Source organism: Sorangium sp. So ce1153 (assembly GCF_051521595.1).
Taxonomy (GTDB): Bacteria; Myxococcota_A; Polyangia; order Polyangiales; family Polyangiaceae; genus Sorangium.
This window is the reverse complement of sequence record NZ_CP150361.1, coordinates 6,600,775-6,624,565: the sequence shown is the minus strand read 5'-3', so window position 1 is coordinate 6,624,565 and position 23,791 is coordinate 6,600,775. Positions and strand designations below refer to the sequence as shown.

Annotated in this window: 19 protein-coding genes; 9 read left to right on the top strand and 10 right to left on the bottom strand. The window is 73.4% G+C overall.

Annotation, left to right across the window (positions count from 1 at the left end):
* Positions 1 to 32 precede the first annotated feature (32 nt).
* A complete protein-coding gene (lspA, locus tag WME85_RS23775; RefSeq protein ID WP_437841198.1) occupies positions 33 to 797 on the top strand; it encodes a signal peptidase II in 765 nt (254 codons plus the stop codon).
* A gap of 2 nt (positions 798 to 799) precedes the next feature.
* Complete coding sequence (locus WME85_RS23770; protein WP_437841196.1) at positions 800 to 1,738, top strand: prolipoprotein diacylglyceryl transferase; 939 nt, start codon at positions 800 to 802, stop codon at positions 1,736 to 1,738.
* A gap of 165 nt (positions 1,739 to 1,903) precedes the next feature.
* Here the strand turns inward: WME85_RS23770 and tatC are convergent, their stop codons facing one another.
* The 3 genes from tatC to rlmN are packed head-to-tail and all read right to left on the bottom strand — an operon-like array spanning position 1,904 to position 4,811.
* Positions 1,904 to 2,791 carry a twin-arginine translocase subunit TatC gene (gene tatC / locus WME85_RS23765; RefSeq protein ID WP_437841195.1) on the bottom strand — a complete coding sequence of 296 codons (888 nt, stop codon included), beginning with the start codon at positions 2,789 to 2,791 and terminating at the stop codon, positions 1,904 to 1,906.
* Positions 2,788 to 3,507, bottom strand: coding sequence for a Sec-independent protein translocase protein TatB (gene tatB, locus WME85_RS23760; protein WP_437841193.1), 720 nt, complete (start codon positions 3,505 to 3,507; stop codon positions 2,788 to 2,790). Before tatB ends, tatC begins: the two co-directional genes overlap by 4 nt.
* Before the next feature lie 44 nt (positions 3,508 to 3,551).
* Positions 3,552 to 4,811 carry a 23S rRNA (adenine(2503)-C(2))-methyltransferase RlmN gene (rlmN, locus tag WME85_RS23755; protein ID WP_437841191.1) on the bottom strand — a complete coding sequence of 420 codons (1,260 nt, stop codon included), beginning with the start codon at positions 4,809 to 4,811 and terminating at the stop codon, positions 3,552 to 3,554.
* A gap of 51 nt (positions 4,812 to 4,862) precedes the next feature.
* Here rlmN and WME85_RS23750 point away from each other — a divergent pair, with 51 nt between their 5' ends.
* The 3 genes from WME85_RS23750 to WME85_RS23740 all read left to right on the top strand — a co-directional run bounded on the left by WME85_RS23750 (position 4,863) and on the right by WME85_RS23740 (position 9,003).
* Positions 4,863 to 6,188 (top strand): OmpP1/FadL family transporter, encoded by a 1,326-nt coding sequence (locus tag WME85_RS23750; RefSeq protein WP_437841189.1) that lies wholly within the window; start codon positions 4,863 to 4,865, stop codon positions 6,186 to 6,188.
* The gene (locus WME85_RS23745) at positions 6,188 to 7,570 is read left to right on the top strand and encodes an OmpP1/FadL family transporter (RefSeq protein WP_437841187.1); all 1,383 of its coding nucleotides are present in this window, start codon (positions 6,188 to 6,190) and stop codon (positions 7,568 to 7,570) included. Before WME85_RS23750 ends, WME85_RS23745 begins: the two co-directional genes overlap by 1 nt.
* Before the next feature lie 266 nt (positions 7,571 to 7,836).
* On the top strand, positions 7,837 to 9,003 hold the full coding sequence (locus WME85_RS23740; RefSeq protein WP_437841185.1) for a hypothetical protein: 1,167 nt from the start codon (positions 7,837 to 7,839) through the stop codon (positions 9,001 to 9,003).
* A gap of 45 nt (positions 9,004 to 9,048) precedes the next feature.
* On the opposite strand, the gene WME85_RS23735 is transcribed toward WME85_RS23740, so the two are convergent.
* Together WME85_RS23735 and WME85_RS23730 are read right to left on the bottom strand one after the other, a co-directional pair.
* On the bottom strand, positions 9,049 to 10,320 hold the full coding sequence (locus WME85_RS23735) for an MFS transporter (RefSeq protein WP_437841183.1): 1,272 nt from the start codon (positions 10,318 to 10,320) through the stop codon (positions 9,049 to 9,051).
* 78 nt (positions 10,321 to 10,398) lie between these two features.
* Positions 10,399 to 11,664, bottom strand: coding sequence for a condensation domain-containing protein (locus tag WME85_RS23730; RefSeq protein WP_437841181.1), 1,266 nt, complete (start codon positions 11,662 to 11,664; stop codon positions 10,399 to 10,401).
* A gap of 520 nt (positions 11,665 to 12,184) precedes the next feature.
* Between WME85_RS23730 and WME85_RS23725 the strand changes: the two genes are divergently transcribed.
* The 4 genes from WME85_RS23725 (at position 12,185) to WME85_RS23710 (ending at position 17,701) form a co-directional block, all read left to right on the top strand.
* Complete coding sequence (locus WME85_RS23725) at positions 12,185 to 12,394, top strand: hypothetical protein (protein ID WP_437841179.1); 210 nt, start codon at positions 12,185 to 12,187, stop codon at positions 12,392 to 12,394.
* A 178-nt stretch (positions 12,395 to 12,572) separates the two neighbouring features.
* Positions 12,573 to 15,419, top strand: a complete 2,847-nt coding sequence (gene mxcH / locus WME85_RS23720; protein WP_437841177.1) for a TonB-dependent siderophore myxochelin receptor MxcH — start codon at positions 12,573 to 12,575, stop codon at positions 15,417 to 15,419.
* A gap of 30 nt (positions 15,420 to 15,449) precedes the next feature.
* Positions 15,450 to 16,703: a hypothetical protein gene (locus WME85_RS23715; RefSeq protein WP_437841176.1), complete on the top strand. Its 1,254-nt coding sequence runs from the start codon at positions 15,450 to 15,452 to the stop codon at positions 16,701 to 16,703.
* Between the two features lie 26 nt (positions 16,704 to 16,729).
* Complete coding sequence (locus WME85_RS23710; RefSeq protein ID WP_437841174.1) at positions 16,730 to 17,701, top strand: PepSY domain-containing protein; 972 nt, start codon at positions 16,730 to 16,732, stop codon at positions 17,699 to 17,701.
* Between the two features lie 51 nt (positions 17,702 to 17,752).
* On the opposite strand, the gene WME85_RS23705 is transcribed toward WME85_RS23710, so the two are convergent.
* The 5 genes from WME85_RS23705 to dhbC form a co-directional block, all read right to left on the bottom strand.
* Complete coding sequence (locus WME85_RS23705; RefSeq protein ID WP_437841173.1) at positions 17,753 to 18,529, bottom strand: 2,3-dihydro-2,3-dihydroxybenzoate dehydrogenase; 777 nt, start codon at positions 18,527 to 18,529, stop codon at positions 17,753 to 17,755.
* Positions 18,530 to 18,702: 173 nt separating this feature from the next.
* Positions 18,703 to 19,548 (bottom strand): siderophore-interacting protein, encoded by an 846-nt coding sequence (locus WME85_RS23700; RefSeq protein WP_437841171.1) that lies wholly within the window; start codon positions 19,546 to 19,548, stop codon positions 18,703 to 18,705.
* 32 nt (positions 19,549 to 19,580) lie between these two features.
* Positions 19,581 to 20,582 (bottom strand): isochorismatase family protein, encoded by a 1,002-nt coding sequence (locus WME85_RS23695; RefSeq protein ID WP_437841169.1) that lies wholly within the window; start codon positions 20,580 to 20,582, stop codon positions 19,581 to 19,583.
* A 93-nt stretch (positions 20,583 to 20,675) separates the two neighbouring features.
* Positions 20,676 to 22,319 (bottom strand): (2,3-dihydroxybenzoyl)adenylate synthase, encoded by a 1,644-nt coding sequence (locus tag WME85_RS23690; protein WP_437841167.1) that lies wholly within the window; start codon positions 22,317 to 22,319, stop codon positions 20,676 to 20,678.
* Entirely contained in the window at positions 22,319 to 23,578 is a 1,260-nt protein-coding gene (dhbC, locus tag WME85_RS23685; protein ID WP_437841165.1) for an isochorismate synthase DhbC, read from the bottom strand. Before dhbC ends, WME85_RS23690 begins: the two co-directional genes overlap by 1 nt.
* Positions 23,579 to 23,791: the final 213 nt, after the last annotated feature.

Genomic DNA, 23,791 nt, shown 5'->3' with positions numbered 1-23,791 from the left:
CGCTCGGATTGTCGTAGAGGAACGCGTTCCGCATGAGCGAAGACGCGACGCCGCGAGATGCTGCCGTGGAGACGAAAGGTGCCGACGCCGAGCCGGACCGCTCCGCGCGCGTGGATGCGCCGGGAGGCGAGCCGCTGCCTGCCGGTCAGCCCGATGACGAGCCTGGCGCCCTGTCGCCGGAGGAGGACGCCGACGACGTCGTCGCGCCGGCGGTGCCGGCTTACCGCCCGTCGTATCCATTCCTGATCGGCGTCTCGCTGGTCACGCTGGCCGCCGATCTCGGCACGAAGTGGTGGGCCAAGGACCGGCTGGAGCCGCAGGCGCTCACCGATCTCGCCACCGCGCCGCGGCCGCTCGCGCTCCGGAAGATCGAGGTGATCAAGGATCACCTGAACATGATCTTCGCGAAGAACCACGGCGGGGCGTGGGGCATCCTGGGCGACGAGAGCGAGGCGATCCGCCGCCCGTTCTTCCTGCTGATCTCGCTCGCCGCGATCGTGTTCATCGTGTCGCTGTACCGGAAGCTCCACCCTTCCCAGGTCGCGCTCCGGTGGGGGCTGCCGCTCGTGCTCGGCGGCGCGCTCGGGAACCTCGTCGACCGGATCCGCTACGGGTACGTCGTCGATTTCATCCAGGTTCGTTTCACGCCCGAGTTCGTGTGGCCGACGTTCAACGTGGCCGACATCGCGATCGTCGTGGGCGTCGGGCTGATGGCGATCGACATGTTCTCCCCCCGCCGCCCCGCGGTCGTGGGGAAGCCCTCCGGCACGCCCGGAGCGAAGGCGTCCGCGGGCTGACCATGCGCCCCGAGCTGTTCCGCCTGGTCGACGTCGCGTTCCCTGCCTACTTCCTGCTGCTGCTGACCGGCTTCCTGTTCGCGACCGCGGCCGGCGCGCTGTGGGCGCGGCGGATCGGCCTGGATCCGGACGTCGTCGTCGACCTGGGGCTCGCCTGCCTGCTCGCGGGCGTCATCGGCAGCCGGCTCCTCCACGTGATCGCGGACGGATACTTCTGGGATTACGTGCACCTGTGCACCGATCCGTCGCAGGTCGACTGGAAGGTCGAGCAGGCGCTCTGCGCGCCGCGGTACCACGGCGTCTGGGACGCCGCGAAGGGGGTCTGCCACCCGACCGAGCCCGACTGCTTCGCGTGGGCGAAGTTCTGGGCCGGAGGCCTCACGTACTACGGCGGCTTCATCGGCGCGTCGGCGGCGGCGTACTGGCTGCTGAAGCGCGATCGGTTCCCGTTCTGGAAGGCGGCGGACATGGCGGGCTTCGCGGTCCCGCTGGGCCTCGGGTTCGGCCGCATGGGGTGCCTCCTCGCCGGCTGCTGCTTCGGCCTGCGCACCGACGGGGCGTTCGGGCTCTCGTTCCCGCCGAACAGCCCCGCCAGCGAGGCGCAGTTCAAGCTGCACGAGCTCGCGAGCGCGCGCGCGCCGTCGCACCCGGTGCACCCGACGCAGATCTACGAGTCGGCCATGTCGTTCGCGATCGCGGCGATCTGCCTGCTCTATGTGCACGGGCGGAAGCGGTACGACGGGCAGGTCTTCGCGACGTTCCTCGGGCTCTACGCGCTCGGGCGCTTCACGCTCGAGTTCGCGCGCGCCGACGACCGCGGCGGCGTCCTCGGCATGTCCACGTCGCAGCTCATCGGGGTCGCGATGGCCGCCGTCGCCGTCGCCATCCACGTCGCGCGGAGCCGGAAGGCGGCGCCCGCGGCGGTAGCGCCCGCGGCCTGAGCTGCGGGCGGCGCGGCACCGGGCGCGTCGTGCGTGCAAGTGGGCGCGGCGGCAGCGGTGTCCGCGGCAGTAGCGCCCACGATCCGGGCATTCACCCGCAGACGTGCGCGCGCGCCGCCAGAAGGCGGCGCCCCCGGCAGGACGGGCGCCGCGCCCTGCGGCCCCTCAGCCCTGGGTGACTTCCTTGTCCTTGCGCTTCTTGTACGCCGCGCGCTGGGCGTCCGTCGGCGGCTTGCCGAAGACGTACGCGAGGCCGATGGACACCACGTAGAGCAGGCACATCGGCACGGCCATCACGAGCTGGCTGGTGATGTCCGGCGGCGTCAGGATCGCGGCCAGGACGAAGGCGGCGAACACGAACCAGCGGCCGAACATGATCAGCTGGAGGTAGTTGATGATGCCGGCGAGCGACAGGAACAGCACGATGAGCGGGATCTCGAAGATGATCCCGAAGCCGAGCAGGAGCTGGGCGACGAAGTCGAGGTAGTCGCCCATCATCACGGTCGGCGTGATCGTGACCCCATCGGCGCCGACCGTGCCGGCCATGCTGAGGAAGTAGCCGAACGAGATCGGGAAGGCCGCGCGCCAGCCGAAGAAGCCGCCGCCGACGAACAGGAGCGTCGAGAACAGGACGAAGGGGATGACGTAGCGCTTCTCGCGGGCGTAGAGGCCGGGCGCGACGAAGGCCCACAGCTGGTAGAAGATGAACGGCGAGGCCAGCGCCGCGCCGCCGATCATCGACAGCTTGAAGTAAGCGACGAACGCGGCCGCCGGCGCGCCGAAGTGGAGCGACGGGTTGCCCGGCAGGTTCTGCTCCCTCCAGGCCTGCACGAACGGGATGGTCAGGAAGTGCAGGAGCTCCTCGCGGACCTCCCACCCCACGAGGCAGGCCCCGAAAAAGACAAGGATGCTCCGGACGAGCCGCTTGCGCAGCTCGTCCAGGTGCTCCCAGAACGACATCGGCTTGTCTTCGGTGGGGTCCTCCTCGGCGTCGCTGGACGCGCCGGCCGCCCCCGGGGAACCGCTCTTCGCTGCCACCTGCTCCTGGCTCATGACGCCGCTCCGCTCTCCGCCGCGCCCTGCGTCGCCGCCGCGGCCTCTGGCGCCGTCGTCGACGCTGTCGTGGGCGCAGGCTCCGTCGCCGCCGCGCTTGCCGTGTCCGCGGTGGCTGCCGTGCCCGCGGTGGCTGCCGTGTCCGCGGTGGCTGCCGTGTCCGCGGTGGCTGCCGAGCCCGCGGTGGCTGCCGAGCCCGCGGTGGCTGCCGTGTCCGCGGTCGCTGGTGTGGTTGCGCTCGCTGTCGCTGCGCTCGCTGCGTCCGTCGAGGCCTCCGCCGCCTTCGTCGCGCCGTCAGCCGCGGCGTCCAGCTCGGCGCCGTAGGCGTCGCAGCCGAGGACGGGGTACTCGCGCTCGCGAAGGGGCTTCACGTCCGGCGGCGGCGCCGGCGCTGGCTCGGGCTCCGGCGGCCTCACGCGCGGCGTCGCCGAGGCGACCGTGCCGACGGACGACACGGCGTCGCGGACCGGCGTCACCAGCGTCTCGATCACGTTGACGCGCGACAGGGCGCGGAGCTCGCGGATCTCTCGCTCCAGCCCCTCCTGGCGGATCAGATCGTCGATGCCGCTCTGCGTCCGGAGCTCGGTCGTCATGCGGCGGAGCTTGGAGACCCAGGCCCCCGCCGTCCGCATCATGGAGGGAAGCCGCCGGGGGCCCACCACCACGATGCCCACGAGGATGAGCACCACGATCTCGCCAAAGCTGAAGCCGAACACCGGCGCAAGCTAGCGCGCACGGGGGCGGGGATCCATAGCGACCCTCACGGCTGCGCTGGCCGCGGCGGCGCGCTCGCCCCGCCGGCCACGGCGTCCGGCGCGGCCGCCGCGCGGGCAGGCGACGCCCGGCGACCGCCTGGCCGCTGCGCCTCCGCCTGCGACCGCGCGAGCTGCCCGCACGCCGCGCCGACGTCGCCGCCGCCGGAATAGCGCACGATCGACCCGACCCCGGCGGCGGCGAGCACCGCGCGGAACGCCTCGAGCCGCGCCGAGCGCGCGAACGGATCGACCGCGGCGCCGCTCGCCTCGACGCCGCCGGGCGAGGGCAGGGGCGCGTCGGCCGCGCCGATGGCGTTGTACGGGATGAGGCTGAGCCGGGGAGAGATCCCGTGCTCCGCCGCAAAATTCCGGACGAGGGCGGCAAGGCTCGCGGCGTCCTCGTCCGTGTCGTTCTGGTCCGCGAGGAGCGTGTACGCCCACATCGGCGCGTGGCCCGTCGCGCGCGCGTGCTCGCCCACGGCGGCGAGCACCTCGTCGAGCGGGTGCGCGCCGTCGATCGGCATGAGCAGGCGCCGCCTGCCGGGGCGCACCGAGCCGAGCGAGAGGCCGAGGCGGACCGCGGGGACCTCGGCCGCGAGCCGCCGGATGCCGGACGGCAGCCCCGCCGTGCAGACCGTGATGTTGCGCATGTCGATCGCCTGCGCGCTCGGCTCCGAGAGCACCCGGATCGCCTGGATGACCCGGTCGGCGTTCGCGAGCGGCTCGCCCATGCCCTGGAACAGCACGCCGTGGACGCGCGCGCCGCCGCCCACGCCCCCGGCGGGCGCGCCGAGATCCCGGCGGATGAGCCGCACCTGCTCGACGATCTCCCAGGCCTCCAGGTTGCGCGTGAGGCCCATGCGCCCGGTGGCGCAGAAGGCGCAGGCGAGGGCGCAGCCTACCTGCGAGCTCACGCACGCCGAGTACCGGCCCGGCCGCTCGAGCGGGATGCGCACCGACTCCACCGTCGCGCCGTCCTCCAGGCGGAAGGCGTACTTCACGAACGGATCCTCGGCGCTCGCGCGCCGCTCGACGAGCGCGAGCGTCCTGATCTCGCCCGCCGAGCGCGCGGCCTCGAGCGCGGCGCGCCGGATGGTCGCGGGCGCGCGCGCGGGCAGCTCGCCGAGGCGGTGCGCCAGCGAGACGATGCGGCGCGCGTCGGTGAGATCGATGCCGCACGCGTCGGCGAGGTCCGCCGGGAGCACGGCCTGGAGCGGGAGGCGAGGGCGGCGTTCGTCCAGGGTGCTTTGAGGGCGGAGATCCACGGCCGGTACCGACTAGCGCGCCAGGGCGGCCCAGTCTACGGTCGCCCGCGCATGCTTCGCCCGGTCCGCTGGATGCGGCGCGGTATCGCTCCTCTTCTTCGCGTTCTCGCGGCGGGGCTCGCCTTCGCGCCGGCGCGCGCGGCTCAGGCGTCGCCCGAGGACGTGCTCGGCTTCGGCGCGCGCGCGAGCGCCATGGGCGCGACCGGCGCCGCGAGCGCCGAGGGATATGAGGCCGTCCACGCGAACCCGGCGCTCCTGTCGCTGTCGCGCGAGCGCCGGCTGACCCTCGGGCTCGAGGGCGCGATCTTCGACCTCCGCGCCGGCGATCGGCGGCTGTCCTACGCGCCGCTGCGCGGCAGCCTGATCGGCGCCACGCTGCCGATCCCGTTCGGCGGCGCGCTCGCGGACCGCGTGACGATCGGCCTCGGCTTCTTCACGCCGTTCGACGTGGTGGTCCGCGGGCGCATCCTCTACCCGGAGACGCCGCAGTTCCCGCTCGCGGACCGCACCCAGTCGGTCGCGGCGCAGGCGGCGCTCGGCGCGTCGCTCGGGCGCGGCGTCCGGGTGGGGGCCGGCTTCGCGGCGCTGGCGGCGCTCTCCGGCTCGGTGACGGTGGCGACCGACGCCTCCGGGCGCGTCGGCACCCTCGTCGAGGACACGCTCGTCGCGAGCTACGGGCCGATCGTCGGCGCGAGCTACGATCTCGGCGCCTACCGCGTGGGGGCCACGTTCCGCGGCGAGCTCGTCGGGCGGTTCAACGTCGTCATCCACGCCGAGGACCTCGGGGGTATCGCCGTGCCGCCGCTCAACATCGCGGGGATCGCGCAGTACGATCCGGCGGAGCTCGCGCTCGAGGTGGCGCGCGTGAGGGGCCCCTGGAGGGTGGCGATCGGCGCGACGTACAAGCGCTGGTCGGACTATCCCGGCGCTGTCGAGGCGACGGTGCGCTGCCCGGAGGTCGACCCCGACACGGGCGAGCCGTTCACCGGCTCGTGCTCGGCGCCGGCGCCCGCGGCCCCGGGGTACTCGGACACCGTCGTGCCGCGCGTCGGCGTGGAGCGCACCCTCGCGCTGCGGCCTGGCGCCACGGCGCACGCGCGCGGCGGCGCCTTCTTCGAGCCGTCGCCCGCGCCCGAGCAGACGGGCGCGTCGAACGTCTACGACAACGCGCGCCTCGGGCTCTCGCTCGGCTACGGCCTCGCGCTCGCCGCGCCGCTGCCGCGGCTGACGCTCGACCTGTTCACCGAGGTCCAGCTGCTCTTGCCGCGCGCGCACCAGAAGCGCGGCGACCCGGGCGCCGCGGCCGGGGAAGGCGGCGCCGTGCGCGCGCGCGGCTTCCTCGTCGCGGGCGGGACCACGGTCGGGGTGGCGTTCTGATGCGCCGGCTCCCCTGCGCCGCCGCCCTGCTGCTCGCCCTCGTCGTCAGCGGGCGAACGCGGCGAGCGCGCGCGCACGCGCCGGACGCGTACGGCTTCGGCTCGCGCGGGGCCGCAATGGGCGGCGCGCTCGCGGCGGACGCGACCGACTTCTCGGCGAGCTACTACAACCCGGCGGGCCTCGCCGGCGCGACGGGCCTCGGCCTCTCGATCGGCTACGCGTACGCGTCGAACCGCCTGCGCACGGACGGCCGCGACAGCGGCGTGCGCGACGTCCACGGGCTCTCGGGCGGCCTCGTCGCGCCGGGCGAGGTGCTCGGCGTGCCGTTCGCGTTCGGCCTGGCGACGTTCCTGCCGGACGACGGGCTGTCGCGGATCACGGCGATCCGCCAGGAGACGCCGCGCTGGGAGCTCCACGACGACCGGCTCTCGATCCTGTTCCTGGCCGCGAACGTCGCGCTGCGCCCGCTCTCGTTCCTGGAGATCGGCGGCGGCGTCGCCTTCCTCGCCTCGACGCGGGGCCGCTTCTCGGTCACCGGCCGCGCCGACGCGCTGTCCCCCTACGACTCGGCGCTCCGCCACGAGGTCGACGCCGATCTCACGTCGATCCGCTACCCGCAGCTCGGCGCCCGGGTGCGCGCCGGAGACCTCGGCTTCGTCGGGCTCGCCTACCGCGGCGAGGCGAAGCTCCCGCTGTCGATCGACGCGCGGCTGCAAGGGGTCGTCGACTTCGCGGGCATCGAGGTGCCGCTCCTGTACGAGCTGGAGTCGCGCACGGTCGACGCGTTCCTGCCGCAGCAGGTCGTCGTGGGGGCGAGCTTCCAGCGGATCGAGGGCCTGCGCGTGAACGTGGACGTCGCGTGGGTGAACTGGTCGGCCTACGAGAGCCCGGTGGCGAGGACGCGGGCGCACCTCGAGGCGACGCCGCCCCCGGAGCTGCCGCTCGACCTGCCCGACGATCCGCGGCCGACGTCGGTGGTGCCGCTCCGGTTCGCGGATCGGCTCGTGCCGCGGCTCGGCGTCGAGGTCCTCGCCCTCGCGGCAGGGGGCCTGCGCAAGGTCGCCGGCCAGGAAGGCGAGCGCCGCGCGATCGAGATCCCGCTCCGCGCCGGCTACGTCTACGAGCGCTCGCCGGTCCCGCCGCAGCGGGGCGCGACGAATTACATCGACGCGGATCGGCACACGGTGTCCCTGGGCGCGGGCGTCGTCCTGAACCGGCCGCTGGCGGAGCTGCCGGGGTCGCTGCGGATCGATCTCCACGGGCAGCTGTCCGTGCTGCCGGAGGTCGTCGTGCAGAAGGACAATCCGGCGGATTTCGTCGGCGATTACCGGGCGGGCGGGACGATGGTGAACCTCGGGGGGACCGTGACGGCGGGGTTCTGACCTCGTCAACGGCGGCTCGAGCGAGCGGAGCTTGCGCTCATGCTACCCGATCGGGTCCTGCCCACGCCGGAGGCCATGGTGGCAAACCTGCCACCTACGTCGGGTCACTTTGCACGCAGATTTGCAAGCGGAATGACGCACACGGGGTCGCTGTGCACGCAAATCTCCAAGCGTCGTTGCGCGTATGGGGTCGCTTTGCACGCAGATCTGGAAACGTACGGACGCACGTAGGGGCAATTTGCATGCGGATCTCTGAGCATCGTTGCATGTGCAGGATCACCCCCCATCCGCCAGGGCTCGCTCTGCGCCGGCCGTCGCTCCGGTCGCTCCTGGGAGCGCTCGCCGCGTGCGCCGCCTCGCTGTCGCTCGTCGCCTGCGCGACGCTCCCGTCCGAGGGCGGCGAGGGCAGCGTGCCGAACGCCCATGCCGGCCCGTTCCGCGAGATCGATCAGGAAGAGCTCGGGAGCTCCCGGGTGGCGCCGCACGTGATGGAAGACGACGATCGCTTCGCGCGTGACGCCTCCGTGATCGATCTCGACGGCGATCCCTCGACGCTCGCGGTCGCCGGCTTCTTCGCCGCGACGCTCCACGCCGAGGGCGCCGCGCCGGATCCGCTCGCCCCGCCGAACGCGATCGTCCGCCACGACGCCGCGGACGGCCGCTCGTTCGCGCGGTCTTCCGTGACCGTCCTCGCGCCGGAGCTGCCCTGGGAGGGCGGCGTCGTCGCAGCGCCGTCGGCGCTCCTCGTGCGCGGCGAGATCTGGCTGTACTACGCGGCCGAAGGCGGCATCGGCCTCGCGCGCAGCGCCGACGGCGCCGCCTTCGAGCGCGAGCCGGCGCCGGTGCTCGCGCCGCTCGCCTCCGACGAGGAGGGCTGGGAGCGCGGCGCGATCCCGGGGAGCCCCGGCGTCGTCCGCCTGCCCGACGGCTCGTTCCGGATGTTCTACGCCGTCGCCAGCGACGGCGACGCGTCCTCCGTGGGGGAAGCGCGCAGCGACGACGGCCTGGTCTGGGAGCGCGTCGGCGGCGGCCCCGCGCTCGCGCCGGCGTCGCGGCCCGGCGCGGGCGCGCTCGCCGGCGAGGGCGAGCCCTTCGACAGCGTCGCCGTCCTCGACCCCGCCCCGGTGCTGGCCGTGTCCACCACCGGCCGCGCGAGCCTGCGCGTCTACTACGCCGCCCGCGACAGCGCCGGGCGCTCGGCGATCGGCCTGGCTGCCCGCTGGGGTCACGACGGGCCGCTCCAGCGCGCCGTGGCGCCGGTGTTCGGCGCCTCGTCCGCCCTCGCGCCGCGCGCGCCCTGGGTGGCCGTCTATCCGGGGTTCTCGCTGCTGTTCGTCACGCAGGCGGCCGGGACGCGCGAGGGCCAGGGCTACCCCGCGGTCGCCGCCGGCGTCGCGCCGGCGGACGCCGCGCTCCCGCCGCGCACGCCGTGAGCCGCGGGAGCGCGCCGGGAACACGCCGGGAACGGCCCGCGCAGCTCACCGCGGCGGCGCGCCGCCGAGCGATCCGGCCGGACGTGCGGCCAGCGCTGGCCCGGCGCGGCGCGCCAGGTCGAGGACCACCCGGCGCTCGATCCAGAGCAGCAGCGGGCAGAAGGCGAGCGCGAAGGCGATGGCGAGCGCGGCGACGCCGTCCATGCCGTCGAGCTGCCCGTCCGGGAGCTCGCGGAGCATCCGGGCAGACAGGAAGGCGGCGAGCGCGGAGGAGAGGTGCTGCACCGCCGACTGGATCGACGCGAAGCGCGCCCGCTCCGCGGGGAGCGGCACCTTCGAGGCGAGGGTGCTGTACGAGATGTTGCAGATCGTCGTGCTCGTCATGAAGCCGACGAAGACGCCGATCACCGGCAGCCCCGGCACGTACGCGTGGAACCCGGCGTAGAGGACGCCCACGAGCAGCGCCGCGCCGGCCAGGCTCGTGCGGAACGCGCCGAGCCGATCGAGCAGCGGACCCGCCGTGCGCATCACCACGAAGCTGAGCGCGCCGCCCGCGAGGTAGAGCAGGCCGAGCCGGTCGCGCGGGTAGCCGAGGTTGTGCTGCACGTAGGCCGAGATGTTCGGGATGATCAGGAACGACGCCATCATCACGGCCGCCGTCGCCAGGTACGAGAGCACCACCAGCGGGCGGCTGACCAGGGCGCGGAGCTCGCGCAGGGCGCTCCCCGGCGCCGCCGCGCCGCCGAGGTGGCCGCGCATCGAGGGCAAGAGCGCGATCCCGAGCCCCGCGACGAGGACCCCGAGCCCCGCGACGGCGAAGAAGGGCACGTGGAACCCGCCGCGGCGCGCGAGCTCGAGCCCGGCGGGCACGCCGAGCACCGCGGCGAACGAGTAGGCCCCCATCACGACGCCCATGGCCTTGCCGCGCCGCTCGGGCGGGATGACGTCGGCGACGATGGACAGGGAGAGCGACGTCGCGGGCCCCGCGAAGGCGCCGGCGATCACGCGCGCCGCGAGCAGGCTCGGCAGCCCGGTCGCGAGGCCGCCCGCCGCGGTGCCGAGCACGAGGCCGAGCATCGCGACGGCGAGCGCGCGGCGCCGGTCGAACCGGTCGAGGAAGAACGCGCCCGCGACGCCCGAGAGCGCCGCCGCGGCGGTGTAGCTGCCGCCGACGAGGCCGAGCTCGGACACCGGGATGCCGAGGGCGCTCGCGAGATCCGGCCCGAGCGGCATGACCATCATGACGTCGAGGAGGTTGACGAACTGGACCGCCGCGACGAGGAGCAGGATCGTCCGCTCGGAGCGAGCGCTAGCCATGGTCGCCTCGCTCCCGGCCCGCGGCGCCGCGCCCGGTCGCCCCGGCGATCTGGCCCTCATCGTGTCCCCTGGCCGCGCTCATGACGCCAGCGCTGGGATCGCGAGCGGATCGCAGCCTGCGTCCAGCGCCGCCACGAACGCCTGCTGGTGCGCCTCGAGGGTGGCCAGATCGTAGAGCGAGGGGTGCCCGTCGAGCGTGAACTGAAGGGTGTCTCCCCAGCTGGAGAAGGCGAAGGAGAGATCTTCCACCGGGCCAGACGCGACGTTGGTCACGGTCGCCGTGAGCTCGGGGCCGAAGTCGAGCGGCGCGTTGAAGGGGATGACGTTGACCTCGGGGCCGAACAGCCGCTTGTAGTTCATGTCGCGCCAGAGGCGCATGTAGTGATAGCGCTGGTGGGCGCGCAGGCCGTCGAACGCGCTCCTCGCGCGCTCCGCGAGCTCCGGAAGGGTGGAGTCCGGATCGACGCGGACCCTGACGGGGATCATGTTCATGGCCATGCAGGGGACCCTGAGGGCCGCGGTGCCCATCCGCTGCATCACCGGGATGCCGAGGAGCACGTCGCGCTCGCCGGTCAGGCGCGCGTGGAAGGCCGCCACCATGCCGAAGAGCAGGTTGGGCCAGCTCACCTTGAGCTCGGTCGCCCTCTTCCTGAGCTTCGCGCCGAGCCGCGCGGGCAGCTCCATGCTCGCGCGGTTCCCCCGCAAGAGACCCAGCTCCTCGAAGAGCACCGGCGGCAGATCGAGCCCGCCGTAGACGCGCACGAGCGCCTCCCGATCCCGGGCTTCCTGCGCGGAGCCCTGGTAGGCGAGATCCTCGTCGATCACCGGGGCGAAGCTCGCGAAGGCCGGCGGCAGGGCGCGGCCGTCGCGCAGCGCGCGGTAGCGCTCGGCGACACGGCTCTTGCAGAGCTGGAAGCCGTAGCCGTCGAGGGTGATGTGGTGCGCGCGGAAGACCCAGAGGTGATGATCGGGGGCCAGCCGGTAGATGGTCTGATCACAGAGCCGCCCGTCCTCCAGCGAGAACGCCTGATCGAGCTGCTGCAGGATCTGTCTGTCGGCCGCGCGCTGCGGGTCGTCCGCGCCGGTGAGATCGCGCAGCGCGATGAAGGGCTCTGCTGCCTCCCCGAGGCGCTGGCGCGGCTCGCCGTCCTGCTCGAAGAACCGGATGCGCAGGGCCTCCGCCTCGCGCTGCATGGCGAGGATCGCCTGCCTGAGCCGATCGAGGTCGAGCGGCCCGCGCAGCGCGATCCGCTCCGCCGTGTTGTTGACGGTGCTCTGCGGCTCTCGCGTGTGCTCGAGCCACATGGCCGCTTGCGCTTGGGTGAGGGGTCGACTGGCGCTCATGGATTCAGGACCTCAGGACGCGGCTTCCACGAAGCACGCTTGGCTCGTCGTTGTTGTCTGTCGCTCGCCGCTCGCCGCTCGCCGCTCGCCGCAACACTGGGCCTCGCGGGCGCAGCGCAGCGAGCGCGGCGCGACGGCCGCGCCGCCGGGCTGCCTGACGCCGGTCGACCCGGGGGCCGGCACCGGCGCGCTCGCACCGTGCGCTGAGCCGGCGCCGGCTTCATATGAAAATGAAAACTGATTTCAATTAGCTAAAGGATCGGGTAGAACCCGTCAAGCGGATTCGCTCGGAGCGTCGCGCCGGCCGGTCTCCCGGAGATCTGCGCGCACCTGCTGCGCGCGTCTCTTTCGCGCGCACAAGGCCTCCCGGATCACCGGATTCCCCGAGAGCTCACGTGCGAGGAGATCTACTTGACAGCCTGGACATTGGCGTGCTAGAGCCCCGATTCGAAATTGAAAGTAGTTTTCATTATCGTTTCTGACGTCCAGGGCAGAGGCGGTGGCAGAAAGAGGGCCAGGGATGAACGACCTGACGCTGAAACAGGAGGCTTCGCCCGGCGGCCGGTGCGGGCACTGCGGTGTTGCCGGCCACGCGGAGAGCGAGGCGCTTCGCTGCGACTGCGGCAGCATGCTCGCGCGTCACGTGGCCGGCGGCATCGAGCTGAAGTGCCGGCGGTGCAAGCGTGTCGTCATCGTTCCGCTCTCGCCGGCAGGGGACGACGACGGATGAGGCAAGGGTCGAGCGCTGACATGAACGCTCGCGGCAGCGTGCCTGTGCGAGCGCCTCGCTCGGCCTCGCGGAGCAGACATGGATCGACCCGGAGGCGAGCCGCCCTGGGGTGCGCGGCTGCGCAGGCCTGTCCGGCGCGCCGGCTCATGACGTGTCGGCGGGCTGGACTGGAGATGCGATGAACCGCGGGCGGCGTCCCCGTCGCGCGGGGCTGGTCTGGATACTGGCCCTCCTGCCCTGCGGCGCGCGTCCGGCCTTCGCGCAGGAGGCGCGGGCGAGCCGCGAGGCGCCCGTCGCGCCGACTGTCGAGCAGCGCGAGGAGCGCGGGACGAAAGAGGCCGAGTCGGGGCAGGGGGCGCGCGCGCCGGGGGGCGGCGCCGCGATCGAGGTGCGCGCGCCCGAGCTCGTCGAGCGCGCCGAGGCCGTCTATCCGGAAGCCGCGCGCGCGGCCGGCATGGAGGGGAGCGTCGTCCTGACGCTGACGATCGACGCCGAGGGGCGCGTCACCCAGGCGGACGTCGCGACACCCGCCGGCCACGGCTTCGACGAGGCCGCGCAGGAGGCCGCGCTGCGCTTCCGCTTCACGCCGGCCCGGCGGGGGGACCGGAGCGTCGCGGCGCGGATCCTCTACCGCCACGACTTCCGGCTGCCCGAGGCGCCCGCGGCGGCGACGCCCGCGGCGGCGACCCCCGCTGCCGAGGCGCCCGCGGCGGCGACGCCGGCCACCGCGGCCGTCGCCGGGCGGGTCCTCTGGTCGGGCCCTGGTGGCGAGCCCGTGGCAGGGGTCGAGATCGCGGTGGCGTCCCCGGACGGCGGCTCGCGCCGGGTCGCCCGCACCGACGAGCAGGGGCGCTTCCGCGTCGAGGCGCTCTCGCCCGGCCCGTACGACGTCGCCGCCGCGCCCGCGTTCGCGCGGCAGCTCACGGTGCGGGTGGCGGCGGCCTCGGGGCGAGAGGCCGAGACGACGCTGCGCCTCGTGCCCCTCGCCGCCCCGCCGTCGCTCGAGGTCAGCGTCCGCGGCGCCTCCGAGGCCGAGCGGCTCCGCCGATCCGCGGAGGCCGTGAAGGTCGTCGAGACCGCCGCGGCGCGGCGGCAGTCCGCGGATCTCGGCGAGGTGCTCGCCCGCTCCGAGGGCGTGGGCGTGCGCCGCGGGGGCGGGCTCGGCTCCGCCACGCGCTTCTCGCTCAACGGCCTCACCGGCGAGCAGATCCGCTTCTTCCTCGACGGCGTGCCGCTCGCGCTCTCGGGCTACTCGTCCGGGATCGCCGCCGTCCCGGTCAACCTCGTCGAGCGGGTCGAGATCTACCGCGGCGTCGTGCCCGTGCGCTTCGGCGCGGACGCGCTCGGCGGCGCCGTGAACCTGGTGAGCGATCGGGACACCCGCGGCACGCGCGCCTCGGCGTCGTACCAGGTCGGCTCCTTCGGCACGTACCGGCTGACCCTGGGCGCGCGCCACGCGCACGAGCCCAGCGGGCTCTTCGCGCGCGCGAGCGGCTTCGTCGACCACGCGCGGAACGACTACCCGATGCAGGACGTCGAGGTGCTGGACGACAGCGGGCGCGTGAAGCGCGACGAGGTCCGCCGGTTCCACGACCGCTACCGCGCGGCCGGCGGCTCGGTCGAGGCGGGGTGGCTCCGGCGGCCCTGGGCAGAGCGGCTCCTCCTGCGGGCCTTCTACGCCGCGCACGACAGGGACGTGCAGCACAACCTGTTCATGACGGTGCCTTATGGCGAGGTCACCTATGGCAGGCAGTCCGGCGGCGGCCACGTGCGGTACGAGCAGCCGCTCCACGGCAGGAGGCTCCGGCTCGACGCCGTGGCGGGCTACGCGCTCGCGCGCACCGCCTTCCGCGACATGGCGACCTGCCGCTACGACTGGCGAGGGCGCTGCGTCGCGACGCTCCCGCAGCCGGGGGAGATGGGCGATGCGGCCGATCAGGCCGTCCTCCAGCACACCGCGTACGCCAGCGTGAACCTGGCCTTCCGCGTCGCGCCCGAGCACCTCGTGCGCCTCGGGGTGTCGCCCACGTACGCGAGCCGCACCGGGAGGAACCGCGCGATCCGCGACGGGTACGATCCGCTCACCGCGCAGCGGGGGCTGCTCGGCGGCGTGGCCGGCGTCGAGTACGAGGCGAGGCTGCTCGACGGCCGGCTCGCGAACATCGCCTTGCTCAAGGGCTACGCGCAGGTGATCGGGACGAAGGAGGTGCTCCCGAGCGGGGCCCTCCGCGATCTCGATCTGACGCGCCACCGGCTCGGGATCGGCGACAGCCTGCGGCTCCGCTTCACGGAGGCGCTCTACGCGAAGGCCTCGTACGAGCTGGCCACGCGGCTGCCGAGCGCGGAGGAGCTGTTCGGCGACGGCGGCGTCATCACCGACAGCCTGCACCTCCGGCCGGAGGTGAGCCACAACGTCAACGCCGGCGTCACGCTGGAGCGCGCGGAGACCGGCTTCGGTCACGTTCGCTTCGACGTGAACGGCTTCGGTCGCCTCGTCGAGGACCTCATCCGGCTGGGCGGGCAGGCCAGCTACGCCAAGTACGAGAACTTCCCTTCGGCCCGGTCCCTGGGCCTCGAGTCGTCGGTCGGGTGGACGTCGCCGGGCGACTGGCTGGCGCTCGACGGTCAGCTCACGTGGCAGGACTTCCGGAACACGACGAGCGCCGGGCCGCTCTCCCGCTTCGAGGGCGACCGCATGCTCAACCAGCCGTTCCTGTTCGCCGACGCCGCCGCGCGCCTGCAGTGGCCTGAGCCCTTCCACCGGCGCGACGCGCTGACGCTGACCTGGAGCACGCGTTACGTCGGCGAGTTCTTCCTCGGCTGGGAGAGCGCCGGAGACGCCAAGCACACCGTCGAGCCGCAGCTGCTGCACGCGCTCGCGCTCGCCTACGCGGTGCAGAGCGGCGGACGCTCGGTGAGCGGCAGCCTCGAGTTCCACAACCTCACCGACCAAAAAGCTTTTGATTTCTATGGAGTACAGCGCCCGGGACGAGCGGCCTACGCCAAGCTCGTCCTCGAGCTGTGACCACGTATCCGATCGAAAGGAGATGAATCGATGTCGCGTTCTCTTCGCCCCATGAAGGCGTTCTTGTTCACCCTCGTCGTCCCCTGCCTGGTCGCCTGCGGCGACAGCGGGAGCGGCGGCGAAGGCGGTAGCGCCGGCGAAGGCGGCGCCGGGGGCGGGGTGAGCGCGTCCGGTGACCTGTTCGCGCTCACCACGCAGGTGTTCGGCGTCGAGGCGGCCGACACGCTGAGCTACATCCTGCTGACCGACACGCTCGAGAGCGACGCGCCGCTGTCGCTGGACAGCGGTATCGAGATCCTCGGGCGCGGCATCGGCGCGGCGCCCGACGGGGCCGGCGCGCTGTTCGTGGCGAGCGACGCCGGGCCGACCGTGACCCGTTATGACCTCGGCGCCAACGGCGGCCTGAAGAAGGGCGCCACGGTCAGCTTCCAGGGCCAGGGGCTCGCGAAGCTCGACGAGTACGGCGGGCAGTTCCAGTTCGTGTCGGAGACCAAGGCGTACTTCTTCGACGGGTACACCGCCCAGGTCGTGATCTGGAATCCGAAGGACATGACGGTCACCGGCGCCATCGAGCTCGACGACCTCGTGATCCCCGACGCCACGCTCACCTTCACCGCGGCGCCCCTGCGCGTGGGCGACGCGGTGATCTCCTTCGCCGGGTGGAGGAACGGGCCCGAGGTGCCGAGCCAGGCCGGCATCGTCGTCGTGGACACCGCGACGGACAAGGCGACCGTCGTCACCGACGATCGCTGCGGCTACGTGCGCGACGGCGCCGAGGGGCCCGACGGCAAGATCTACATGGCCACCGAGGCGTACGGCGCCGCGGTGCACCGGCTCAACGCGGAGAGCGCGGCGGCGCCCTGCATGCTGCGCTTCGACCTCGAGGCCGGCGCGTTCGACCCCGACTTCCACGTCGAGCTCGGCTCGCTGTTCGACGGCGGCGCCGCCGGCTCGCTCATCCGCGGCTCGGGCGGCGAGGCGTACCTGCGCGTGCTCGACGAGGACGCCTTCGAGATCAAGGAGGACACCCACCCGCGGGTGCTCGCGAGCGCCGCGGCGTGGCGGTGGGCCAGCGTCACCCTGGGCGACGAGCCGGCGGCCACGGTGCTCGACGACGAGCCCACGAGCGGCAGCGTCGTGAGCGTGTCGCTCGGCGGCAAGAGCTTCGTGCTCCAGTTCCAGGGCCAGGACACGACCACCTTCCGCGAGCTCGGCGGCAATGGCCCCGGCGAGGTGAGCCTTACCGCGCCAGGCGTCGTGTTCTCGGCCGCGAAGCTGCGATGATGCTGGCGCCCGATCGGGAAGGTGCGATGAGGGACGACCCCGCGCGAGAGCCCCGCTCCGCGCCGGGACGCCGCCCGCGGCAGCGGTACGGCGCCGCGATGAAGGTCGTGCGGCGCGCGCACATGTACCTCGGCCTGCTCGTGTTCCCCTGGATCCTGCTGTTCGGGATCAGCGGCGTGCTGTTCAACCATCCGCAGATCGGGCGCGACTTCGAGCGGCGGGAGATCTCCGCCGAGCAGATCGCGGCGCTCACCGCGTTCAGGCCCTGGGATCCCGACGCCCTGGCGCGCCAGGTCGTCGAGCAGCTCAACGCCGGATCGCCCGCGCGCTACACGCTCGACGAGGGGACGCCCGGCTCGTTCTCTGGCTGGCCCGAGCTCACCGGATCGACCCGTGACGGGGGGCGCACCATGCTGCTCATCAGCCTGGACGACGGCGACGCGACGCTCTCGACGTTCCCGCCCGGCCCCGGGAAGCCGCCTGATCCTCCCTTCGCTGGCGCGAAGATCGATCTGCCCGAGCACAGGATGGCGGCGGTGGAAGAGCAGGTGAAGGAGCTCCTGCCCGGGCTGGGTGTCGAGGGCGCGGGCCCGCTGCGCGCCCACCCGGAGGTCAGCCCCGAGCTGCGCTTCCGCGTGCGCGACGCGGACGCCCGCGCGTGGAACGTCACGTACGACCTCGGGTCAGGCCGCCTCGACGGGCGGCCCGACGACGCGCCCGCGCAGCTGCGCTTCGTGGAGCTGCTCGGGAACCTGCACAAGACCCACCATTTCCCTGTTCACGGCGGGATGACCTGGGTCTGGGCGCTGTTCGCGGACATCACCGGCATCACCCTGGTCCTCTGGGCGCTCAGCGGCCTCGCGATGTGGTGGCAGATGAAGCCCTCGCGGGTCATCGGCGCCGTGGCGATCGCGGTCGCCGTCGCCGTGGCCGCGGTGGTGATGAGCGGCACGGCGTCGGACATCCTGTTCGGCAAGGTCGAGAAGGGCGGCGCCTGAGCGCGAGGCCCGGCGGCCGCCGCGGTCGCCGGGCCCCGCCTGCGGGCCGGATCAGGCCCCGAGCGTGGCGCCGCCGTCGACGCAGAGGTCGTGCATCGTGATGTGCCGCGCCTGATCCGAGAGCAGGAACAGCACCGCCGCGGCGACGTCCTCGGTGGCGGCGATCCGGTTCAGCGGGATCCCCAGCTTGAACGCCTCGAGGTTGCCGGCGATGACCGCGCGCGCCCCGCGCTCGTCCGCCCACAGCGAGCGCTGCATCGGCGTGTCCGTCGAGCCCGGGGACACCACGTTGCACCGGACGTTGTGCTTCGCGAGCTCCAGGCCGAGGCACTTCGTGAACATGGTCGTCGCCGCCTTCGAGGCGGCGTAAGCGGCCATGTGGACCCGGGGCGTCCGCGCCGCGTTGGACCCGACCGTCACGATCGCCCCTGAAGAGCGCGCCGTCATCCGCCGCGCCACGGCCCGGCTCACGTTGAACACCCCCCGCGTGTTCACCGCGAAGGTCCGCTCCCAGTCCTCGTCGCTCAGCGAGAGGGCCGGGCCCACGCGCAGCACGCCGGCCACGTTGACGAGGAACTCGAGGGGACCGAGCTCCCGCTCTATCCAGTCCACGGCATGCTCGACGGCCCCGGCGTCGGCCACGTCCACCGGGAACGCCGCCGCGCGGTGGCCGCTCGCCCTCAGATCCGCGACCACCGTGCCCAGGCGCTCCCCGTTCGCGTCGAGCGCGGCCACCGCCGCGCCGCGCGCCGCGAGCGCGCGCGCGACCGCCTCACCGATCCCCTGGGCCGCGCCCGTGACGAGCGCGACCCTGTCCTTGAACTCCATCGCTTGTTCCTCTCAGGTGTTGTCGCTGAGGAATCCCCTCGTTTTGCAGCACTTTTCAGCGGAGAAATTGAACAGGGAGGCGGGGAGACGGGGAGTGGTTTGAAAATTTCCCCTCTCGTCTCCCCGCCTCCCCGCCTCCCTGTTCAATTTCTCCGAGATTTCGAGGGGATGCCTCAGGTGTTCTCGAGCTCGTCCATGAATCGATGTCGCTCCTCGTGATACACCTCCTCGGAGCGGCTGGCCCTCCAGTAGGGGACGGCGTACATCGCGTCGCGTCCGAGTCCGCGCTCGCTGCGCAGGTGATCGCGGATCGCGCGCACAGAGGCGGACTCGCCGGCCACCCAGGCGAAGACCCGGCCCAGGGGCCATATCAGGGTGCGGACGGCCTCCTCCAGCTCGGGGCTGGGCGCGTGCTTGCCGCCGAGGAGCAGCCACGTCAGCGCGACCTGCGGCGGGCGCTCGAGCCGCTGCACGTCCGCCTCGTCGGGGACCGCCACGACGGCGTGGCCGCGCGCCGTGGCGGGCAGGGCCTCGAGCAGCGCGCCGATGGCCGGCAGCGCCGCGAGATCGCCGGCCAGGAGGTACCAGTCGGCGGGCCCGAGCATCGGATCGGGGCCGCTCGGCCCGGCGACGCCGATCCGGCCGCCCGGCGCGGCGCGGCGGGCCCAGCGCGACGCGGGGCCGTCGTCCCCGTGCAGCACGAAGTCCACGTCGAGCTCTCCGGCCCGCGCGTCGTACCGCCGCACCGAGTACGTCCGCGTGATCGGCCGCCGCGGCGCCGGCGGCCAGATCGGGCCGTCCGGGCCGAGCGCGGGCAGCTCCGGCGACCCCTGGTCTTCGCGCGGCAGGAACACCTTGATGTGCGCGCCAGAAGCGCCCGCAGGGAACCCGGCGAGCGCCTCGCCGCCCAGCGTGATCCGCCGCAGATGAGGGGAGATCTGGGTCGCGCGCAGCACCTCGAGGAGGCGCGGGGGCGTGCGCGCCGCCGCCGCGGGCGGGGGAGTCGCGGTCTCGCTCATGAAAGGGCTCCTCGTCGCCGCTGACGCGGCGATCAGCCGGCCGCCTCCTGGACGAGCGCCTCGGCGCTGTGCCGCGGCGCTGGCCTTGTCTCGCGCGGCAGCCGCGTGGCCAGGAGCTCCCACCACTCTGCGAGCGTCCGCAGCTCGGCGAGCTCGACGAACGTGATCTCGATCCCCGCGCCGCGCCACCGCTCGACGAGCGTCATGAGGCGGATCGAGTCGAGCCCCAGGTCGAGGACGTGATCGCGATCGGAGATCGCCGACGCGGGCTGCTCCAGGATCTCGGCCACGTCGCCGCGCAGGCGCTCGAGGCCTGGCGCCCGGTCGAGCGTCCACGCAAATGACGACGGAGGCGACGGCGGCGGCGCGTCGCGGAGCGGGAGGCTCGCCTCGCCGCGCGGGGCGAGCGCGGCCGCCACCGCGCGGGTCGGCAGGGGGACGCCGCACCGCTGCGCCACGTAGGAGATCGCCATCTCGTGCTGCTCCCGGGAGAAGTCGGCGGTCGCGTCGGTCACGAAGAACGGCTGGATGTCGTTCATGAACGCCTCACACGCGGTCAGCAGGCACCCGATGTGCGCGTAAACCCCGCACACGATCAGCTGATCACGGCCCCACCGGCGCATGAGATCCAGCAGCTCGGTGCGCTGGAAGGCGCTGTATCGCCACTTGGTGAGGACCGTATCGGCGTCTCCCGGGGCGAGCTCGGTCGCGATCCCGTGCTTGTCCGGCTGCTGCGTCAGCCCGGGTCCCCAGAGGTCCAGCAGGAGGCCGCGCTGCGCGTCCGTCTGCTCGGCGGGCTGCTTCGTGTAGACGACCGGGATCCCGCTCGCCGCGCACCGCTCCCGGAGCAGCCGGGTGTTGGCCAGGAGCTCGACCACCGGCGACGCCTGGACGTCGTAGTAGCCGAGGAAGTACTGCTGCATATCGTGGATCAGGAGGACCGCGCGCCTCGGATCCGGACGCCACGACACCCGGCTCTGCGGGGTCTCGTCGGCGCGTGGCATGGAATAGGCCTGGATTCTGGGGATTCCCATGATGCTTCCTCTCTCACGTGATCGAAACGAACGTTCCCTGTCGACGGGCCAGACAGCGGAGCTCGCCGCGCCGCCTCCGCCCGCGCCGCTCCTTCAGCCCCGCGCGCCCTGCGCGAGCCGGCCGGCGATCCACTGGCGGAGCGCCTTCTTGTCCACCTTGCCGACGCTCGTCGTGGGCAGCGCGTCGAGCCACTCGATGCGATCGGGCACCTTGTACTGGGCGACGCCGCGCTCGCGCAGGAAGGCGTTGATCTCCCGCGCCGCCGGCGGCTGCCCGCGGGGCACGAGGAACGCGCACGACCGCTCGCCGAGCCGCTCGTCCGGCATGGCGACGAGCGCCGCGTCGCGCACCGCCGGGTGGGCGAGGACGTGGTTCTCGACCTCCTCGGCGGCGATCTTCTCGCCGCCGCGGTTGATCTGGTCCTTGGCGCGCCCCTCGACGATCAGGTCGCCGGCCGGCGTCCGCCGCACGAGATCTCCCGTGCGGTAGAAGCCGTCGCGCGTGAACGCCTTCGCGTTGTGCGCGTCGGCCCGGTAATAGCCGCGGATCGTGTAAGGCCCGCGCGTGAGCAGGTGACCGACCTGCCCGGGCTCGACGTCGCGATCCTCGTCGTCCACGACCCGGATCTCGTCGAGGGGGGAGATGGGCCGGCCCTGCGTCTCGAGCACGGTGTCGTCCGGGTCGTCGAGGCGGGTGTAGTTGACCAGCCCTTCCGCCATCCCGAACACCTGCTGAAGCGCGCAGCCCAGCGCGGGTCGCACCCGGCGCGCGACCTCGGCGGAGAGCTTGGCGCCGCCCACCTGGAGCACCTTCAGGCTCGACAGATCGTGCCGTGTCGCCCGCGCCGACTCCAGCCACACCGAGGCGAGCGGCGGCACGAGCGAGGTGATCGTGACCTTCTCCCGCTCGATCAAGGGAAACGCCTCGTCCGGGCTGGGACGGCGGCTGAGCACCACGCGGCCGCCGGCGCACAGCGCGCCCAGGCTCCCGGGGGAGCTGAGCGTGAAGTTGTGCGCGACGGGGAGGACGGCCAGGTACACGCTGCCGGCGTCGAGCGCGCAGATCTCCGCGCTGGCACGCACGCTGTACAGATAATCGTCGTGCGTCCGCGGGATCAGCTTGGGCACCCCGGTGCTCCCGCCCGAGAGCTGGAAGAAGGCGACGTCTCCGGGGTCGGGCCTCGGGAGCTCGACGGGCTCGTCGTGAAGGCTCGACAGCGCGGTGAACTCGCCTGGCTCGCCGGCCACGAGCACGTGCTTCACCGTCCCTGCCTCGCGCCGGACCTGCCTCGCCAGCTCCCGGTAATCGAACCCGCCGTCCCTGTCCGCGACGACGTAGGCGACCGCCTCCGTGTGCTCGCAGAAATACGTGATCTCGGCGCGGCGGTGCGCGGGCAGGGCGAGCACGGGGAGCGCGCCGAGCCGGAACAGCGCGAAGCACACCTCGAAGAACTCCGCGATGTTCGGGAGCTGGACCACCACGCGGTCCCTCGGCCGGATCCCGAGGCGCAAGAGGCCCGCGGCGAGGCGATCGGCGCGCCGATCGAGCTCGAGGTAGCTCAGCCGGCGATCGCCGCCGACGAGCGCGGTGCGGCGCGGGTGCTGCGCGGCCCGCTCGCGCAGCAGGTCGCCGAAGGTCTCGCCGCGCCAGAAGCCGGCGCGGCGGTAGCGATCGGCCACCTCGGACGGCCACGGAGTCCAGCCGTCCAGCGCCGGTCGGCCCTCCTCCGCGGCCATCACGAGAGCTCCGGCGCCTGGTCGAGGCCGAGCGCGTTCAGCATGGTCCCGAGCTTGGCGGAGGTCTCGGCGAGCTCGCGGTCGCCGTCGGAGCCGAGGACGATCCCGGCCCCGGCGTAGAGGCGGAGCGACCGGCCGGCGATGTCGGCGCAGCGGATCGCGACCGCCCACTCGCCGTCTCCGGAGGCGTCGCACCAGCCCACGAGCCCCGTGAAGAACCCGCGATCGAACGGCTCGATCGCCCCGATCGCCGCGCGGGCGGACTCGGTGGGGTATCCGCACACGGCGGGGGTCGGGTGCAGCGCGGTGGCGAGCTTCATCGAGGAGATCGAGAGATCGCGCAGCTCCCCCGTGATCCGGCTCGACAGGTGCCAGAGGGTCGCTGTCTGCGTGAGGGAAGGCTCCTCGGGGACGCTCAGGCGCCGGCAGAACGGCCGGAGCGCGGCGGCGACGGCCTCGACGACGATCGCGTGCTCGTGCCGGTCCTTCTCGGAAGCGAGCAGGGCGACCGCCCGCCGCCGGTCCTCTTCGGGGTCCGGGCTGCGCACCGCGGAGCCGGCGAGGGGATTGGCGATGATCCTGAGTCCGGAGCGGGAGAGGAGCAGCTCCGGACTGGCGCCGATCAGGGTGCGCTGCCGCCAGAGCGGGGCGCTGCGCTCCGGGCCGTACACCCCCGGGGCAGGATCGGAGAGGTTGGCGGCGAAGGTGTAGCCGCTCCGGTTCTGCTGCGAGAGGCGCTGCAGCACGAGGCGGAGATCGACCGGCTCTCGCAGCGTCATCTCCAGCATCCTGGAGAGCACCACCTTGCGCAGCGCCTCGGATCGCATCAGGCCCACGGCCAGCTCGACGCCGCGCACGTAATCGCGGGGCTCGGGGAACATGCGCAGCTCCTGGATGGCCGCCGGCGGCTCCCGCCGGAGCGCTTCCGCCGCGGCGTTGAGCGGGCCGGCGCTCTGGATCGTCCTCGGCACGATGAGGTGCGCGGGCGACGTGCTGTTGAAGGGCACAGCGCCGACGACGATGGGGAGTCCATGGCCGTGCCTCCCCTGCGCCGCGAGCAGCCTGGTGACGCGGTCCGCCAGGCGATCGCCGCCGTCGGCGCCGTTCGGCTCGAGGATGACGTCGTGCACGCCCTGCGCGAGGAGCGTGCGCGTCGGCGACGAGAAGAAGAACGCCGATTCGGGGGTGTATTGCCTGAGGAGCTGCCCGGCGTTCACCACGGGCAGCGCGAGAGAGTCCGGCATCGAAATGGAATTCATCGACTACTCCTTGCAAGCTGTGGAATCGGGTGGCGCTCGCGGCGCGGCGCTCGGGCCAGAGCGCCGCTCGGCCGCCGCGCGACAGCGGGGGTCGCCCGGAGCTAGCGCCGGATCGCGCCGCGCGCGCCGCGACCCGCGCTCCCGGCCTCAGCGCGCCGCCGCGCGCCTCGCGGGCGCGGCCGCGAGGGCTGCGCTGCGGCGCACAGGCGCCCC

What these genes read in the sequence shown, in the direction of transcription:
- lspA (WP_437841198.1), top strand. Translation starts at nt 33, where the DNA reads ATGAGCGAAGACGCGACGCCGCGAGATGCTGCCGTGGAGACGAAAGGT.
- WME85_RS23770 (WP_437841196.1), top strand. Translation starts at nt 800, where the DNA reads ATGCGCCCCGAGCTGTTCCGCCTGGTCGACGTCGCGTTCCCTGCCTAC.
- tatC (WP_437841195.1), bottom strand. Translation starts at nt 2,791, where the DNA reads ATGAGCCAGGAGCAGGTGGCAGCGAAGAGCGGTTCCCCGGGGGCGGCC.
- WME85_RS23750 (WP_437841189.1), top strand. Translation starts at nt 4,863, where the DNA reads ATGCTTCGCCCGGTCCGCTGGATGCGGCGCGGTATCGCTCCTCTTCTT.
- WME85_RS23745 (WP_437841187.1), top strand. Translation starts at nt 6,188, where the DNA reads ATGCGCCGGCTCCCCTGCGCCGCCGCCCTGCTGCTCGCCCTCGTCGTC.
- WME85_RS23740 (WP_437841185.1), top strand. Translation starts at nt 7,837, where the DNA reads ATGTGCAGGATCACCCCCCATCCGCCAGGGCTCGCTCTGCGCCGGCCG.
- WME85_RS23735 (WP_437841183.1), bottom strand. Translation starts at nt 10,320, where the DNA reads ATGGCTAGCGCTCGCTCCGAGCGGACGATCCTGCTCCTCGTCGCGGCG.
- WME85_RS23730 (WP_437841181.1), bottom strand. Translation starts at nt 11,664, where the DNA reads ATGAGCGCCAGTCGACCCCTCACCCAAGCGCAAGCGGCCATGTGGCTC.
- WME85_RS23725 (WP_437841179.1), top strand. Translation starts at nt 12,185, where the DNA reads ATGAACGACCTGACGCTGAAACAGGAGGCTTCGCCCGGCGGCCGGTGC.
- mxcH (WP_437841177.1), top strand. Translation starts at nt 12,573, where the DNA reads ATGAACCGCGGGCGGCGTCCCCGTCGCGCGGGGCTGGTCTGGATACTG.
- WME85_RS23715 (WP_437841176.1), top strand. Translation starts at nt 15,450, where the DNA reads ATGTCGCGTTCTCTTCGCCCCATGAAGGCGTTCTTGTTCACCCTCGTC.
- WME85_RS23710 (WP_437841174.1), top strand. Translation starts at nt 16,730, where the DNA reads ATGAGGGACGACCCCGCGCGAGAGCCCCGCTCCGCGCCGGGACGCCGC.
- WME85_RS23705 (WP_437841173.1), bottom strand. Translation starts at nt 18,529, where the DNA reads ATGGAGTTCAAGGACAGGGTCGCGCTCGTCACGGGCGCGGCCCAGGGG.
- WME85_RS23700 (WP_437841171.1), bottom strand. Translation starts at nt 19,548, where the DNA reads ATGAGCGAGACCGCGACTCCCCCGCCCGCGGCGGCGGCGCGCACGCCC.
- WME85_RS23695 (WP_437841169.1), bottom strand. Translation starts at nt 20,582, where the DNA reads ATGGGAATCCCCAGAATCCAGGCCTATTCCATGCCACGCGCCGACGAG.
- WME85_RS23690 (WP_437841167.1), bottom strand. Translation starts at nt 22,319, where the DNA reads ATGGCCGCGGAGGAGGGCCGACCGGCGCTGGACGGCTGGACTCCGTGG.
- dhbC (WP_437841165.1), bottom strand. Translation starts at nt 23,578, where the DNA reads ATGAATTCCATTTCGATGCCGGACTCTCTCGCGCTGCCCGTGGTGAAC.